Annotated in this window: 13 protein-coding genes; 6 read left to right on the forward strand and 7 right to left on the reverse strand. The window is 64.5% G+C overall.

All coding sequences use genetic code 11. The features are described 5' to 3' along the window. Window positions 1-240 precede the first annotated feature (240 nt). Window positions 241-579, forward strand: a complete 339-nt coding sequence (yidD, locus tag LRP30_RS25480; RefSeq protein WP_128940497.1) for a membrane protein insertion efficiency factor YidD — start codon at window positions 241-243, stop codon at window positions 577-579. A 92-nt stretch (window positions 580-671) separates the two neighbouring features. Continuing rightward, window positions 672-881 carry a hypothetical protein gene (locus LRP30_RS25485; RefSeq protein ID WP_249756622.1) on the forward strand — a complete coding sequence of 70 codons (210 nt, stop codon included), beginning with the start codon at window positions 672-674 and terminating at the stop codon, window positions 879-881. Here LRP30_RS25485 and LRP30_RS25490 read toward each other — a convergent pair whose 3' ends face one another. Together LRP30_RS25490 and LRP30_RS25495 are read right to left on the reverse strand one after the other, a co-directional pair. Beyond that, on the reverse strand, window positions 882-2,093 hold the full coding sequence (locus tag LRP30_RS25490; protein WP_249756623.1) for a hypothetical protein: 1,212 nt from the start codon (window positions 2,091-2,093) through the stop codon (window positions 882-884). 2 nt (window positions 2,094-2,095) lie between these two features. Beyond that, window positions 2,096-3,463: an amino acid permease gene (locus LRP30_RS25495; RefSeq protein WP_249756624.1), complete on the reverse strand. Its 1,368-nt coding sequence runs from the start codon at window positions 3,461-3,463 to the stop codon at window positions 2,096-2,098. A 384-nt stretch (window positions 3,464-3,847) separates the two neighbouring features. Between LRP30_RS25495 and LRP30_RS25500 the strand changes: the two genes are divergently transcribed. Next, complete coding sequence (locus tag LRP30_RS25500) at window positions 3,848-5,119, forward strand: alpha/beta hydrolase (protein WP_249756625.1); 1,272 nt, start codon at window positions 3,848-3,850, stop codon at window positions 5,117-5,119. 40 nt (window positions 5,120-5,159) lie between these two features. Here LRP30_RS25500 and LRP30_RS25505 read toward each other — a convergent pair whose 3' ends face one another. Next, window positions 5,160-5,537, reverse strand: a complete 378-nt coding sequence (locus tag LRP30_RS25505) for a hypothetical protein (protein ID WP_091889385.1) — start codon at window positions 5,535-5,537, stop codon at window positions 5,160-5,162. Window positions 5,538-5,627: 90 nt separating this feature from the next. Beyond that, entirely contained in the window at window positions 5,628-6,803 is a 1,176-nt protein-coding gene (locus LRP30_RS25510) for an MFS transporter (RefSeq protein WP_249756626.1), read from the reverse strand. 185 nt (window positions 6,804-6,988) lie between these two features. On the opposite strand from LRP30_RS25510, the gene thrS reads away from it, so the two are divergent. The 3 genes from thrS (at window position 6,989) to LRP30_RS25525 (ending at window position 11,020) form a co-directional block, all read left to right on the forward strand. Then, window positions 6,989-9,031 carry a threonine--tRNA ligase gene (thrS, locus tag LRP30_RS25515; RefSeq protein WP_249756627.1) on the forward strand — a complete coding sequence of 681 codons (2,043 nt, stop codon included), beginning with the start codon at window positions 6,989-6,991 and terminating at the stop codon, window positions 9,029-9,031. Between the two features lie 93 nt (window positions 9,032-9,124). Then, window positions 9,125-9,688, forward strand: a complete 564-nt coding sequence (locus LRP30_RS25520) for a nitroreductase (RefSeq protein WP_128933029.1) — start codon at window positions 9,125-9,127, stop codon at window positions 9,686-9,688. A 63-nt stretch (window positions 9,689-9,751) separates the two neighbouring features. Next, entirely contained in the window at window positions 9,752-11,020 is a 1,269-nt protein-coding gene (locus tag LRP30_RS25525) for a serine hydrolase domain-containing protein (protein WP_249756628.1), read from the forward strand. On the opposite strand, the gene LRP30_RS25530 is transcribed toward LRP30_RS25525, so the two are convergent. From LRP30_RS25530 to LRP30_RS25540, 3 genes are all read right to left on the reverse strand, one after another. Further along, window positions 11,006-13,468, reverse strand: a complete 2,463-nt coding sequence (locus tag LRP30_RS25530; protein WP_249756629.1) for an EAL domain-containing protein — start codon at window positions 13,466-13,468, stop codon at window positions 11,006-11,008. The two genes, LRP30_RS25525 and LRP30_RS25530, sit on opposite strands and share 15 nt — an antisense overlap. 601 nt (window positions 13,469-14,069) lie before the next feature. Then, on the reverse strand, window positions 14,070-14,264 hold the full coding sequence (locus tag LRP30_RS25535; RefSeq protein WP_128940488.1) for a hypothetical protein: 195 nt from the start codon (window positions 14,262-14,264) through the stop codon (window positions 14,070-14,072). A 343-nt stretch (window positions 14,265-14,607) separates the two neighbouring features. Then, complete coding sequence (locus tag LRP30_RS25540; protein WP_128945670.1) at window positions 14,608-15,696, reverse strand: hypothetical protein; 1,089 nt, start codon at window positions 15,694-15,696, stop codon at window positions 14,608-14,610. Between the last annotated feature and the right edge of the window lie 22 nt (window positions 15,697-15,718).

Here is a 15,718-nt window from a genome sequence, read left to right on the forward strand (position 1 = left end):
CTTCCCCAAGCCCCAAAGGTCCCCAAACAATCCCCGGTAGCGCCCTCTGAGTCCATCATACAGGCGTATGTTTCTACACACGGGCGTCATAAAAATGGTATCCGGGCGAATACAGCTCGTCCACAGATACTTGCTGCACTGCTCCCAGAAAGCAGGCAAAATATGGCGCGCAAACAACAGCTTACGGTTCCCTGCATTGGAACCGAGCAGTACGTCGCTTAACGTTGCAGCAAAGCGCACATGAAGCATTCAGCCTGCGAGCATTGTTCCAATCCCGTTGCGGGCGCGCTCCGGCTCCCGCGCAGATTCGGCCGCGCTCTGATCTGGCTCTACCGCCATACGCTCTCGCCGCTGGTCGGTTACAATTGCCGGCACCTGCCGACCTGCTCCGTCTATGGTGACGAAGCGATCGAACGGTTCGGACTCTGGGCCGGCGGCTGGATGACGCTTGCGCGCCTATTGCGCTGCAATCCCTTCGGCACCTCAGGCATCGACAACGTACCGCTCACCGCACCGCAAAGCGCGCGCTGGTACCTGCCTTGGCGCTACGGCCGTTGGCGCGGGGTCAACGCGTCCTAAGCTGCTGCGGTGCGTCGCGCATCGCTGTCTTGACTGGAACCGGAACTCTCAGCTCGCGTTGATGTGATGCTCCCATAGGGGAGGAAACAACAATGCGCTGGAAAATCAGCCCTCATTTTCCCTTCAGGATTAAGCCAAATCCTGGCTCCACGCGGCACCACGACCCCAGAACCATGGATCTGCTCGCAATCGTCGCCCTGCTTGCGCTCGTGCTCGGCTCCGGCTGGTATCTAGCGACGAGCCTCGCAACGCCGCCAAGCACGACGGCGTTCATCGTGCCGAGCCAGAGCGTGCACTGGTAGCTAACGGAACCAGAAGAAACGTCCGGACTGCGGCGGGATCGACTCGGGCGGACGTAGCCGCTTCGGCCGTAGCGGCTTTGGCGACGGCTCGGCGGACGAAGTGGTCTCCGCCGGCGCGGCCTCGCTCCCCGGCACCTTCACTGACAGCAGCAGGTTCGACTCGTGCGTCCGCCAGCGGTAGCCCACGCCGAAATCGATCGGTTGGGCGCGCGTGAACAGTTCGGCGTAGCGCTCCTGGTAGCGCCCCGGGAATTCATCGATCGGACCGAGATAACGGCCGAACGGGAAGAACCGCCATTGCCGCGCGCTGTAGTTCGCGAGCGGAATGCCGGAATCGTCCTGGATGACGGTGGCGCTGTTGGCGAGGAGCCAATCGCGCACGACGGTGAAATTGCCGGAATGCAGCAGATACGACGCGCTCTTGAGCAGGCTGTTGCCGGGCCCGAGCGTCTCGCAGAATTTCAGGAAGCCGGTCGCGCGTGCACCGGCATTGGAAAGATCAGTCGAGAAATAATACAGCGTACGCGCCTCCCCATCGCTGCCGGCGAAGGTGATGCGGACGCCGCGCGTCGCGTTCGGTCCCGGATTGTCGCCGGCCGTATGCACGCCGCCCTTGTCGTCGAGCGCGATCATCTCGACGTTGCGGATGGTCTTGCCGGAGCGCGCAAGGAAGACATAGAGGATCGGCAGCGTGCCGTTGACCTGATTAGCGTGCAGATCGACCTTCATCTGCTTGGTGATGAAGAACGAAAAGCTCAGGATCGAGGCGAGCGAGCGCTCGACGTTGTAGAGCGCAGCGCCGACCGATCCACGCGGCAGCCGCGTCAGGTCGGGCACCGCCCCCACCGGTTCGAGCGCGCCGAGCACATAGGTGCTGGCCTTGGCATAGAAGGCGTTGGCGTAGAGGAAATCCGGACCACTGAACATGTAGAACATGGTTGGCCGGGGCGCGGCGAGATTGACGTCGGCCCAGCTGCGGATCTTGGAGAGCTGCCGTTGCTCGAGCTGGGCGAAGGCGCCATCGAAGAATTTCGCATGACGCTGCCAGCCCGGATCCTTCGTGAGCGGCACCAGCGGCGAGTCCGCCGAAGGCTGCATGCCCGCAAGGAAGCGCGCGGTGTCGTCGTAGGTGACCTCGGCGGCACGTGCGGACGAGACGGCCGCAGCCAGCAGGGCAAGGGCTATGGCTGCAATTCTCAGGGGTCGAAACATGTCTATTCGCGATGTGATGAATTGCCAGCGGCAACCGGCCGCCTGCGGAATGCAACATAAATCAGCAGGCCCGAGAGCATGACGAGCATCCCCGACAGCGACTGCACCGGCCGCTCGGTCAACAGGTAGTACATCATGAACGCGGTCACGAGCAGGAAAACCAGCGGCGTGAACGGGTATCCCCAGGCGCGATAGGGCCGCGGCAAATCGGGATCGGTGATGCGAAGCTTGATGACGCCGGCGACGGTGAAAAACGAGCAGAACAGCAGCGCGAACTGGATGAAGTCGAGCACCGCCTCGAAGCTGCGCGTGAACAGCAGCAGGGTCGCGACGGCGAGCTGAAACAGGATCGCATAGGCCGGCGCACCGTTCGCCGACCTCTGCGAGAACACGCGCAGCGCCGGAATGTCCTCGCCCATCGTCATCATCACGCGCGGGCCGATCCACATCATCGCGCTGATCGAGGAGATCAGACCGACACAGATCATCGCGCCGACGATCCGGCCGCCGAGGCCGCCGAAGATAGCGCTGCCGGCGACACTGGCGACGTCGAGCTGGCCGGCCAGCGCGCTGACAGACGTCGAGTAGAGGAACACCGCGTTCAGCGCGACGTAGAGCACGAGCACGATCAGCGTGCCCGCGAGCAACGCGCGCGGCAGGCTCCGCTGCGGCGTGCTCATCTCGCCGATGATGTAGGTCGCGGCATTCCAGCCCGAGAACGAGTACATCACGAAGACGAGCCCGATCGCGAACGGCGCGCTGACGATGTGGGCGAGATCGCCCGGCTGCGGCATGAAGGTGATCTGCTGTGGCACGCCGATGACGAAGCCGGCCACCAGGAAGGCGACGATCAGCACGACCTTGATAATCGTCGAGATCAGCTGGAAGGTCGAGGAGTGCCTGACGCCGGTCAGTTGCACGAGCGAAACCAGCCACACCACGCCGATGGCGAGCGGGATCGGCGGCAGCTCGGGCACGACCGATTTGGCGTATTCGCCGAACGCCATCGCGGCGAGCGCGACCGGCGCCGCAAACCCCACCGTCGCCGAGACCCAGCCGGCGAGAAAGCCGAAGGCGGGATGATAGGCGCGGCCGAGGAAATTGTACTCCCCGCTCGAGCGCGGAAACATCGCGCCCAATTCGCTGTAGGAGAACACCCCGCACAGCGCGACGATACCGCCGACTGTCCAGAGCAAAAGGATCGAAAAGCCCGATGGGATGTCCTTGACCTGGAAGCCGAGGCTGGTGAAGACGCCGACCCCGATCATGTCGGCGACGACAATGGCGGTTGCGACCAGAACGGAGACCCCCGACCCGTTTCCGGTCAGCCGGCCAGTCCAGGGCGCGGTACCCGCATCTGATGCTGTCATCGGGTCCTCAAGCCTCAGGCGTCTCGCCCCATGGGGAGCATCATGCAGATTGGTCAGTCAATTCAAGCAGGGTTAACAAGGGTTAAATGAGGCAGGCGAACCGGGTATCTTGATACCGCTTATGCATGGTTCTGGGCAATAAACCTGCGCAAACCCCGGACAATCCCGTTCTCATCCCCCACAATCAGGACACGATTGCATGGTCCCTTTGAGCGTTCCGGATGTGGGGAAGTTTCACCGGACGCTTAACGTCGCCTAAACGCTAGTCGGCGCAATTTTCTCAAGATTGCCGATGGACGCGACTTGATGGACGTGACTTGGGGTCATGGGTGGATGGTCGGGGCCGTTCCGAAATTGAGAGCTGACACTCGTGCAGACCGGACGATGTCCGGCGCGCGCGGTCGCGTGCTCCGGGTCGGCCTGATCTCAGCCTTGGTACCGATGTCGCTGACGCTGGTTCAATGCGGCAAGGCGCCCAATCCGGCGGCGCTCGCGGCGAACTCGCAGGCCAACGTGCAGGTGGTCGCCAAGACAAATACGCAGGTGGCAAGCGGCGACACGTTCGAGGATCGCTTCCCTGCCCCGCAGTTCAGGGAGCGTTTCCCCTCGGCGAGCGAGAGCTTCCTGCAACGGCAGATGTCGGACTTCTCGCCCAAGCGCGCCGTCCAGCAGCCGCAACCTGAGCAGGCGCCCTACAAGGTCGCTTCGCTCGAGCCGCAGCTCCCCTACAAGCGTCCGCCGCGCGAAGACCTGACGACGCTCGTCAGCATGAAGTCGTCGGCCTTTCCCTATTTCGGCAACAACCCCGCCTCCGACGCGCCCTTCCTCAACATCTCCAAGGGCGACCGCCGCGGCCACCGCAGCTATTCGGGGCGCGTCTACTGGCAGGACGAAACCTACAGCGACAGCCGCGTGCTGGTGCACGTCCCCGAGCATTTCGACGTCCGCAAGCCGGGCGTGATCGTGGTGTTCTTCCATGGCAATGGCGCGACGCTCGAGCGCGACGTGCGCGACCGCCAGCTGGTGCCGAAACAGATCACCGATTCCGGCGCCAACGCCATCCTGCTTGCGCCGCAGATGGCGGTCGATGCCGCCGATTCCAGCGCCGGCAAGTTCTGGCAGGCAGGCGGCCTCAAGCGCTTCATGGAGGAATCGGCCAACCACCTCGCCCGCCTGACCGGCGATCCCAACAGCGCGCGGGCCTTCGCCAACATGCCAATCGTGATCGTCGGCTACAGCGGCGGCTTCCTGCCGACGGCCTGGAGCCTGGAGGTCGGCGGCATCAGCGACCGCGTCCGCGGCGTCGTGCTGCTCGACGCTGTCTATGGCGAAATGGACAAGTTCGCGTCCTGGATCGAGAGCCACCGTTCCGGCTTCTTCGTCAGCGCCTATACCCGCTACACCGCGCGGCGCGACCGCGAACTGATGAGCATGCTGAGGCAGAAGGGCATCAGCGTCTCGGAAGACATGGACGGGCCATTGCGGCCCGGCAGCGTGGTGTTCGTCGAGACTGGCGAGGGCATCACTCATCGCGATTACGTGACGAGGGCCTGGACGCGGGATCCGCTCAAGGACGTCCTGGTGAAGATGTCGGCGACGCCCGCGCTTGCGCTCACGCGCGTCGCCTCCACCAATCCATCCGCATCGGGCCGTTAAACGGACGTGACCGTGGCGCGCTGAGGGCCCGGTCTATCGCTTAGGTTTTCGGCAGCTTCGGAATGCTCTCGGCAAAACCGTTGAAGCAGGCCAGCCGCTCGTCCTCTTCCTTGAAGAAACGGCAATCGGCGTAGCCCTTGGCCTTCGCCGGCTTCGGCTTCGGCGCCGGCGGGATCACGGCGTCGTAGCAGTTGAGACGGTCCTTGGTGCCGTCATCGATCTCGAGGCAGGCCTGGAGCCGCGCCGCGATCGATTGCGGCTTGCCCTTCGCCGCCGCGGCGGGCTTGGCCGCAGCCTCCTTAGTCCCCTTGGGCTTGACCTGCACCAGCGGCTTGTCCCCCACCATCGGTGGCTTGTCGGCTTGCGCGAACGCGGAGGCTGAATAGAGCACCGCGGCAACCGCCAAAATCATCCTCATCTCAGTCAACTCTCTCTGGTCCCCATGATGGGCGTTCTAGCGCTCTCCCGCGCGGTTTGCCAAGCATCTTGCACGCGGAAGCCGCGGGATTCAGGCCATCACGGCGGCAGCCGACCGGGGCCGGGTCAACAGGACCAGGAGCAGCGCCAACACGACGAAACCGACCGCGACGAAGCCGAGCGTGTGCAGGAGCTCGCGGGCGAACAGCAATCCGCCGATGGCCGAGCCGACCGCCTGACCGATATAGAGAACGGACGTGTTGAGCGCGACGGTCGCCGAAGCCAGCGACGGCGCGGCCGCGACCAGCCGCACCTGCTGCATCGAATTGGTCGAGGCAAAGCCAAGGCCCCAGACCGCGACCGCGCCCGCCATCAATGCGAACGTGCCGGCGCCAAGCGCCCAGCCGGTGATCCCTACAAGCAGCAGGCAGGTGAACAGCAGCGAGGTGCGATAAGGGCCCGAGGTGTCGACAACGCGGGTCGCGATGGCGACGCCGAGAAAGCCGCAGACGCCGTAAATCGCGAACACCATGCCGATGGCATCGGGTCCGGCGCCGGTGAGCTTGTTGAGCAGCGGGCCCATGAAGGTGAACACCACGAACTGCCCGGACATTTGCAGCATGGTGATCGCAAGCAGCAGCAGAATTGTCTTGCTGCGGCCGACCTCGGTCCAGGTCTTGATATCCACTGGCGCGCCCTTCAGGCCCGATGGCAGGCGCAGCAGCAGCAACAGGAAGCTGATGCAGGCGAGCGCGCCGATCTCGCCATAGGCGGCGCGCCAACCGTAGCGGCTGGCGACGAAGGTGATCAGCGGCAGGCCGACGGCGGCAGCGAGCGACCAGCCGAGAAAGATGTAGGCGATGGTGCTGCCGCGCCGCTCTACCGGCACGATCAGCGCCGCGGTGCCGGCGGCCTGCGGCGTATAGAGCGCACCGACCGCGAGCATCACCAGACGGATAGCAAGGAGGCTCGCATAGTCGGGCACAAACGCCGAGGCAAGATTGCCGACGGCGAGCACGGCCAGCGTGGTCGTGAGCAGCGTGCGCCGTTCGATGCGGCTGGTCAGCCAGGCCGTGAGCGGCGAGCCGATGCACAGCGTGATCGCGCCAAAGGTGATCAGGAGCCCGGCCGCATGGATGCTGACGTCGAGCCCGGTTGCCAATTCCGGCAGCATGCCCGCCGGCGCCAGCACCGAGCAGCCGGTGACGATATTGCCGAGCATCAGGGCGGTTGGCGCGAAGCGGCGGGCAGCAGACGATCTTTCCATGCAAATGCATGTAGAGCAGAGCTGCGGTCGATTAAAGGGCGCGCTCTGAAATAGTTGGTGCACCGTCCCAGCTTTTGCGCGCCACTTTCTTGGAATTGCCGGATTGCGCAGGCCGAATCGCCTGATATATCGCTCGTTCCCGCTTACCTGCGCTCGTTCGCAGGAGTGAGCCTCAGGAGAAAAGCATGACCGACCAGCCAAAATCCGAATCCGGATTCCAGTACAGCCTCTCCAATCTGAAGCCCGTGTCTCCCGCCCCCAAGGTCACCCTCACCTTCCCAGACGGCGCCCAGCGCCAGTTCGACAAGGGCATCACCGGCCTCGATATCGCCAAGGGCATCTCGCCGTCGCTCGCCAAGCGCACGGTCGCGATGGCGCTCGACGGCGCGCTCGCCGATCTCAATGACCCGATCGAGGCCGATGCGAAGATCGAGCTCGTCAACCGCGAGGATCCCCGCGCGCTCGAGCTGATCCGTCACGACTGCGCGCACGTGCTGGCCGAAGCCGTGCAATCGCTGTGGCCGGGCACCCAGGTCACCATCGGCCCGGTGATCGAGAACGGCTTCTACTACGACTTCTTCCGCAACGAGCCGTTCACCCCGGAAGATTTTGCCGCGATCGAGAAAAAGATGCGCGAGATCATCGCGCGCGACAAACCTTTCACCAAAGAGGTTTGGGATCGCGAAAAGACCAAACAGGTGTTCCGCGACAAGGGCGAAGCCTTCAAGGTCGAGCTGGTCGACGCTATTCCCGGCAACGAGCCGATCAAGATCTACTACCAGGGCGACTGGTTCGATCTCTGCCGCGGCCCGCACATGACCTCGACCGGCAAGGTCGGCAATGCCTTCAAGCTGATGAAGGTGGCCGGCGCCTATTGGCGCGGCGACAGCAACAATCCGATGCTGACCCGCATCTACGGCACCGCCTTCGCCAAGCAGGAGGACCTCGACGCCTACCTCAAACAGATCGAGGAAGCCGAGAAGCGCGACCACCGCAAGCTCGGACGCGAGCTCGACCTCTTCCACTTCCAGGAGGAAGGTCCGGGCGTCGTGTTCTGGCATCCGAAGGGTTGGACCATCTTCCAACAGCTGATTGCCTATATGCGGCGCCGCCTGACCGGCGACTACAGCGAGGTCAACGCGCCGCAGATCCTCGACAAGGTGCTGTGGGAGACCTCGGGCCATTGGGGCTGGTATCGCGAAAACATGTTCGCGGCGCAGTCGGCCGGTGACGAGGCCGAAGACAAGCGCTGGTTTGCGCTCAAGCCCATGAATTGCCCCGGTCACGTGCAGATCTTCAAGCACGGCCTGAAGAGCTATCGCGACCTGCCGTTGCGCCTCGCCGAGTTCGGCGTGGTGCATCGCTATGAGCCCTCGGGCGCCATGCACGGGTTGATGCGCGTGCGCGGCTTCACCCAGGACGACGCGCACATCTTCTGCACCGAGGATCAGCTCGCCGAGGAATGCCTGAAGATCAACGACCTGATCCTGTCGACTTACGCCGACTTCGGCTTCACCGGCGATCTCACCGTGAAGCTGTCGACCCGGCCGGAGAAACGCGTCGGGACCGACGCGATGTGGGATCACGCCGAGCGGGTGATGGCGACCGTGCTGCGCGAGATTCAGTCGCAGAACAATCACATCAAGACCGAGATCAATCCGGGCGAAGGCGCCTTCTACGGCCCGAAGTTCGAATATGTGCTGCGCGACGCCATCGGCCGCGACTGGCAGTGCGGCACCACGCAGGTCGACTTCAACCTGCCGGAGCGGTTCGGCGCGTTCTACATCGACCATGACGGCGGCAAGAAACCGCCGGTGATGGTGCACCGCGCGATCTGTGGCTCGATGGAGCGCTATATCGGCATCCTGATCGAGCACTATGCCGGCAACTTCCCGCTCTGGCTCTCGCCGGTGCAGGTGGTGGTCACCACCATCACCTCGGAGGCCGACGAATACGCCAAGCAGGTCGTCGAGCAGGCGCGGCGCGCGGGCCTTCGGGTCGAAATCGACCTGCGGAACGAAAAGATCAACTACAAGGTCCGCGAGCACTCGCTGGCCAAGATCCCGGCGCTGCTCGTGGTCGGCAAGAAGGAAGCCGAGACGCATTCGGTCTCGGTCCGCCGGCTCGGCAGCGACGGCCAGAAGGTGATGACGACGCAGGAGGCGATCGCCGCCCTCCTCGACGAGGCGACCCCGCCGGACGTGCAGCGGGCGCGTGGCGCCATCTGAGCCCTGAAATCGATCTAAATTCGCTTCCGGTTGCGGGCGTGCATACCTATCTCGGGTCTGTACGTCCGCCGACCAGTTGAAGAGGATATCGCAGTGCGAGATGCCATCGAACTCCTGAAGACCCGCCGCTCGGTCAAGCCGCGCGAGATGACCGGGCCCGGCCCCTCCGCAGCCGAGCTCGAGACCATCCTCACCATCGGCGCGCGCGTGCCCGACCATGGCAAGCTGACGCCCTGGCGCTTCATCATTTTCGAGGGCGATGCCCGCCAGCGCGCCGGCGAGGTGATCGCAAAAGTCTTCGCCCGGAAGAACCCAGGCGCGCCTGCCGCCGACGTCGAGACCGAGCGCAAGCGCCTCACCGACGCGCCGCTCGTGATCGGCATCGTCAGCTTCACCAAGCCGCATCCGAAGGTGCCGGCCTTCGAGCAGGAATTGTCGGCCGGCGCCAGCGCCATGAACATCGTCACGGCCGCCACCGCCCTCGGCTACGGCGCCTGCTGGCTGACCGGCTGGTTCGCCTTCGATCGCGACGTGCTTGACGGCCTCGGCCTCAAGCCGGACGAAAAGCTCGCCGGCTTCGTCCACATCGGCACGCCGACCAAGCCGAGCGAAGACCGTCCGCGACCGTTCCTTTCGGAAATCGTGACGCGTTTTTAAGCGATGTTTTGTTGACGCCTTTGGCGTCTTCCGGCTTTCATCCCGGCCAGGGAGGAAGCCCGGATGAGACGCCGTGAATTTCTGGTCGGGGCTACGCTGCTGGCCAGCACCATGGCGCGAGGCCGCGCCGCCGAGATTCCCGCTCCAACGCCCGATGGCCTCGATCGCATCACGGCATTCTTCGACAACGAGGTGACGAGCGGCCGGCTGCCGGGCGCCGTCATCCTGGTCCAGCAGCACGGCAAGCCGGTCTACCTCAAGACGTTCGGCGAGCGCGACGTCACGACCGGCCTTGCCATGACGCCGGACACGATCTTTGCCATCCACTCGATGACCAAGCCGATCACGTGCCTCGGCGCGATGATGCTGATCGACGAGGGTAAGCTCGCGCTCACCGATCCCGTGTCGAAATACGTCCCGCTCTTTGCCGACACCAAGGTGGGCCTTGAGATCACCAAGCCGGACGGCAAGCTGGAGCTCGATCTCGTGCCGCCGGTCCGTCCCGTCAACATCGAGGATCTGCTGCGGCATACCTCGGGCATCAGCTACGATTATATCGGCGGCAAATGGGTCGAGCAGGCCTACAAGGCTGCCGATATCTTCGAAGGTCAGTTCAACAACAGGAAATTCGCCGACCGCATCGCGAAGCTGCCGCTGGCGCGGCAGCCGGGAACGTTGTGGCGCTACGGTCATTCCACCGACGTGCTCGGCAGCGTCATCGAAATCATCTCGGGCCAGACCCTGTACCAATTCCTGAAAGCACGCATCTTGGATCCGCTCGGCATGAGCAGCACCAAATTCGCGCTGGCGACGGAGGACGAACTGGCGCGGATGGCGCGGCCGCTGCCGAACGATTTCATCCTGCTCGCCGCCGAGCGCGAGCGCCTCGACCATCCCGAATGGCAGTCGGGCGGCGGCGGGCTGCTCTCGACCATCACCGACTATCAGCGCTTCGCGCAGATGTTGCTCAATGGCGGCGAGTTCGCGGGCAAGCGTTATCTGAGCCCTGCTGCGTTCAAGGCCATGACCACCGATCACATCGGGCCCGGATCCGGCGTCGGACGCGACTATTTCTATTTCCCCGGCGACGGTTTTGGCTATGGCTACGGCCTTGCGGTGCGCACCGATCCCGGCAACGCGAAACCGCCGCCCCCGGGTTCGATCGGCGAGTTGAAATGGGACAGCGGCAGCGGCACCTATTTCGGCGTCGATCCCAAGCTCGACATGGTCTACCTGATGATGCAACAGACTCAGAGCGAGCGCGGCCGCATCACGCCGGCATTCAAAGCGCTGGTCTACGATTGCTACCCGCCTCCGCTACGCCGCCCGTGAGGCGCGCTGACCGAAATCGGCGAGCAGCGTTCCGATCTCGGCTGCGGGCCGCGCCGCGCTGAACAGGAAGCCTTGCACCTCGTTGCAGCCTTCGGCGCGCAGCCAGTCGAGCTGATCCTCGGTCTCGACGCCTTCCGCCGTGGTGGTGATGTTGAGGCTGCGGCCGAGACCGGAGATCGCACGCACGATCGCGCTGCAATCGGGCCGCTGCGCCAGATCCTTGACGAAGGACCGGTCGATCTTGATCTTGTCGAAGGGGAAGCTGCGCAAGTAGCTCAGGCTGGAATAGCCGGTGCCGAAATCATCCATGGAGATGCTGACGCCGAGCTCGCGCAACTGATGCAGCGTGGCGAGGTTGGCTTCGGTCTCCGCCAGGAAGATCGACTCGGTGATCTCGAGTTCGAGCCGCCTCGGCGACAGGCCGGACTGCGCCAAGGCCGAGATCACGACCTGAACCAGGTTGCGGCTGCGGAATTGCGCCGGCGACAGATTGACCGCGACCTTGATGTCGACAGGCCATTTCACGGCTTCGGCGCAGGCCTCGCGCAGCACCCATTCGCCGAGCTGCGAGATCAGGCCGATGTCCTCGGCGACCGGAATGAACTCGGCGGGCGAGATCATGCCCTTGTCCGGGTGCCGCCAGCGCAAGAGCGATTCGAAGCCGGAGACGCGGTCGGAGGCGATCGACACCAGCGGCTGGTAGTGCAGCTCGAACTCGCCATTGGCAAAGGCGCGGCGCAGGTCGAGCTCCATGTCGCGGCGCCTCTGCGCCTGGAGGTCCATCTCGCGCTCGAAGAAATGGTGCACACCGCCGCCGTCGGACTTGGCCCGGTACAGCGCCATGTCGGCGTTGCGCATCAACTCCTCGGACGTCGTGCCATCACCCGGTGACAGCGCGATGCCGATGCTGGCGCCGATCACCATCTCCTGGCCGTCGATCTCATAGGGCGCCTTCAACATGTCGATCAGCAAGGTCGCGCAGACGCTGGCCTCGTTCGGCGAGACGTCGGCCGCCAGGATGACGGCGAACTCGTCGCCACCGAGCCGGGCCGCGAGATTGGCACCGCGGACCGCGGTGGTCAGACGTTCGGCGACTTGCTTGAGCAGGCGGTCGCCCGATGGATGCCCGAAGGAATCATTGATGTTCTTGAACAAGTCGAGATCGATGTAGAGCACGCCGACCCGCTTTCCGCCGGCCTGGTCGAGCGCCTGCTTCAGCCGCTGCTGGAAATATTCGCGGTTCGGCAGGTCGGTGAGCCCGTCATGATGGGCCATGTGGGCGATCCGCGCCTCGGCCTTGCGCCGCTCGGTGATGTCGACCACCGCGACCAGATAACCGTCGCGATCATCGAAGGCGACGCGGCGGCCGAAGGTGAGCACCTCGATCTCGCTGCCGTCGGCGCGCAAGTGCCGCCAATTGCGCGAGGAATGATAGGCATCGCCAACGCGTTCGAGCGCCTCGGCGTGGCTCTCCCACTCGTCCTCGGGCCAGATCTCGTGCAGCTTCATGCGCAGGAAGGTGGCGCGGCTGTAACCGTAATGCTGGACCGCGGCGTCGTTGACGCTGAGGAACTGCTTGGTCTCGGCATCGAACACCCACATCGGCATCGGGTTGTTGTCGAACAGCAGGCGGAACGAGGCGTCGCGTCGCTTCAACGCGGTGACGTCGGAGATCGTGAGCGAGACCACGTCGGCGAAGGCGGTGGCGCCGAGGCGGAGGTGTCGTCCGTCGCTCTCGATCTCGAGCTGCTCGCCGCGGCCGCCCGAGACGGCCTTGAGCAGGAAGTCCATGATCTCGGGTGCGGCCAGCAGCGTGCTCCCCTCACCGACCCTCCGCCACAGCAGGCTTCCGGTCGCGGCCTTCAGCAGCGCGCCCGCGCTCTTGTTGTGGTGCACGATCTGGAGATCGAACGCCTTGCCGCTTGCGTCGCGCAGCGTCGCCAGCGAGACCACCGCGTCGTCGGTCGCGGAGAAAATCGCATCCAGGAGATTATATTGCGTGCCGCGCTCGTTGATGTAGGCGCCGACCAGCGTCGCGCCCCAGCGCGAGGCGGTCGGCAGCGCCAGCACGTCGTAGGTCCTGACCATGCCGTCGCGCACGCAATGCGCGCTGGCATGATGTGGCTGCCCCGTTGCGAGCGCGATCGCCGCCGCTTCCGTCAGCGCCGTGGCGCAATCGGGCGACAGCTCTGCGACGGCAATGTCCCAGCGCTCCTCGCCGAGCCATTTCTGCACATAACGTCCGCTGCGCGACAGTTCGAGCGCGCCGTCACCCCTGAGCAGCGCGATGTGATCGGCGAGCCGTCCGAGACTGCCGAGCATCACGTCCTCGTAGCGCGGCAGCCGTTCGCCCGGCTTCAACGCGGCACGCCATTTGCGTTGAAGCACCGGGATGTCATCGAACATTTCGGCGGCCGGCTTTCCCGACACTTTCTTCGCGGCACTCATGGCAGTCCCCAACGCACTATCCCGGCGCATCCAATGCAGCTGCGCTTAACGGCGTGTAAAGAGCACACGGACGCGGGGTCCGTTCGGTGATTATGACAGCTTTAAGTCAGGTGTTGGTTAGTCGGCGTTAGAGACTATGACGGTTGTGTTTTCGAAACGTGCTGAGACATTGGCGACGGCGTCGCCGTCCCCGGTGTCGTCCTGGCGAAAGCCATGACCCATAACCACCGCAGATCGTTGTTGCGATCGCTTTGGCCGTTAGCGTGCTTCGACAATGCTGACCGGGGTAATGGGTTCTGGCTTTCGCCAGGACGACGTGGGGAGGTAGCGTGCGCAACTGCATCAACGTCGTCATTGCGAGCGCAGCGAAGCAATCCAGAATCCCTCCGCGGAGGCAGTCTGGATTGCTTCGTCGCATCAGCGCAAAATTGCTTTGCAATTTTGTCGCGAGCTCCTCGCAATGATGGAATATGTGGATGGCAACGTCGCTCGTCTAACGCACATCTTCATCGCAGGCACACCCGCGTATCCTCGCCCGACGGGCAGCGCAAGGTCTTGTAGCCCGTACTCGCTCAAAGCAAGGCGAGGCGCTCGCCCGCCGCTACTCCTCGCTCGAGGCGGCGGAGCGGTCGTTCAGATGGGCCTGCGACAGCAGGAAGAACAGCGCGCGCTCGCCGTGATATTTGGCGGACGGGCGCGTGCGCTCGAACCCGTCAGCAAATATCTTGCCGGACTGGTCGCACACCTGCCATCGCCAGCCAAACCGCTTGCGCCTCGTTAGGATCACTTCGAACATCCCGACCGGCTGGGCCCCCTGCTCATTGCCGCTGGCGCAGCCGTCGATGGTCTGCGCATCCGGCTCCCCTGGACCGATGCGACATATAACCCAGCGGGATGGAAAGAGAATAAAATTGATGATCGGAATCGGGCATCGTCCACCGGCGTGGTGAACTCACGTGGTTTTCCGGAATAAGGCGCCGATGGCGGGTTTCTTCGCGCCTTGAGACGCGGCCTGGGCGCTACCGCAGAGGTAACAGGAGATGGTGTGCTTGTGCGCCATGTGAGAAGCGGAGGATTTTCCGAGGCGCGAAGCCCAGCATCCGGACCAGATCACCACCGGCGGCATCGCCGCCGAGGCATCACCGCGCGACGACCTCGACTTCGCCGTCGACGCCGTTCACGACGTTGAAACCGCGCTCGTAGACCTTGCCCTCGTTCTTGGCGATGGCGCGGTATTCGCCTTCGGAGAGCACGACGCGCGGAAAGGCGCCGATCGATTCCTTGATGACGTCGCCGCCCGGGGTCAGCACCGACCAGGCGGTGTTGGCGAGCGCCTCTCCGCCCCTGTCGCTGACGAGCTTGAGTGTGATGACGGCAGCGCGGTGGGTGATGGTGACGTCGGTGAGCTTGCCGGCCTGGACGCGGATGTCCGAGCGCACCACCGAATTGGCATCGCCGTAGTTGGAGACGATGTAGTAGGTGCCCTCCGGTATCAGCACGACGTCGCCGGCGGCGACGTTCGGTACCAGGGAGGCGCGCTCGCCGGATTCGAACTGGCTGCCCTTGTAGATCGCGAACGAGATCTGGTTCTGCGGGATGCGGCTGGTGCCGACCCGGCCTTCGATGCGCAGGCCGCCGGCCGGCAGCACAAAGGATTCGCGGTCGGTCTCGGCCTTCAGGCTGACGGTTCGCACTGCACTGACGAGGCCGAAGGCGACGTGCACGACGTACGTGCCCGGCGGCAGCACGATGTTGGGCGTGGCGTTGCGGTCCTCGCGGATCAGCTTGAAGGTGCCGTTCTCGTCGGGACGGTCGGCGAATACGCGCCAGACCAGGCCGCTGGTGATCGCGGGAGAATCCTTGCCGTATTTCGCGGTCAGCGACAGCACGCCCTGACCGGGCGCGGCCGCATTGAGCGGCGCGGCCGGCGGCACGGAGGTGACTGCGGGCGGCGGCATGCTCGGCGTAACCGGCTGCGCCAGGGTCGGCGGCAGGCTCGGGGGGCCGGCGCCCGGCCCGGAGGGCGGCGCCAAATTGATGGCGCCGCCGGGATCCGGCACCGATGCAGGGGGCACTGGCGGCGGCCGATCGGAGAAAAGCTGCGCGCGCGCGGCGTTTTGGCCAAGGAAAACCGGGCCGAGGGACACGAGGCACGCGGCAAGGATCAGCGCCGGCAGCAGCCGAACGCTGCGCCGCCATCCGATGATGCCGTCACCCCCGCGTGTCATGCCCCTGCTTTTCACCGAAAAC

Origin of the sequence: Bradyrhizobium sp. C-145, from assembly GCF_023375135.1 — a bacterium.
GTDB lineage: Bacteria > Pseudomonadota > Alphaproteobacteria > Rhizobiales > Xanthobacteraceae > Bradyrhizobium > Bradyrhizobium zhanjiangense.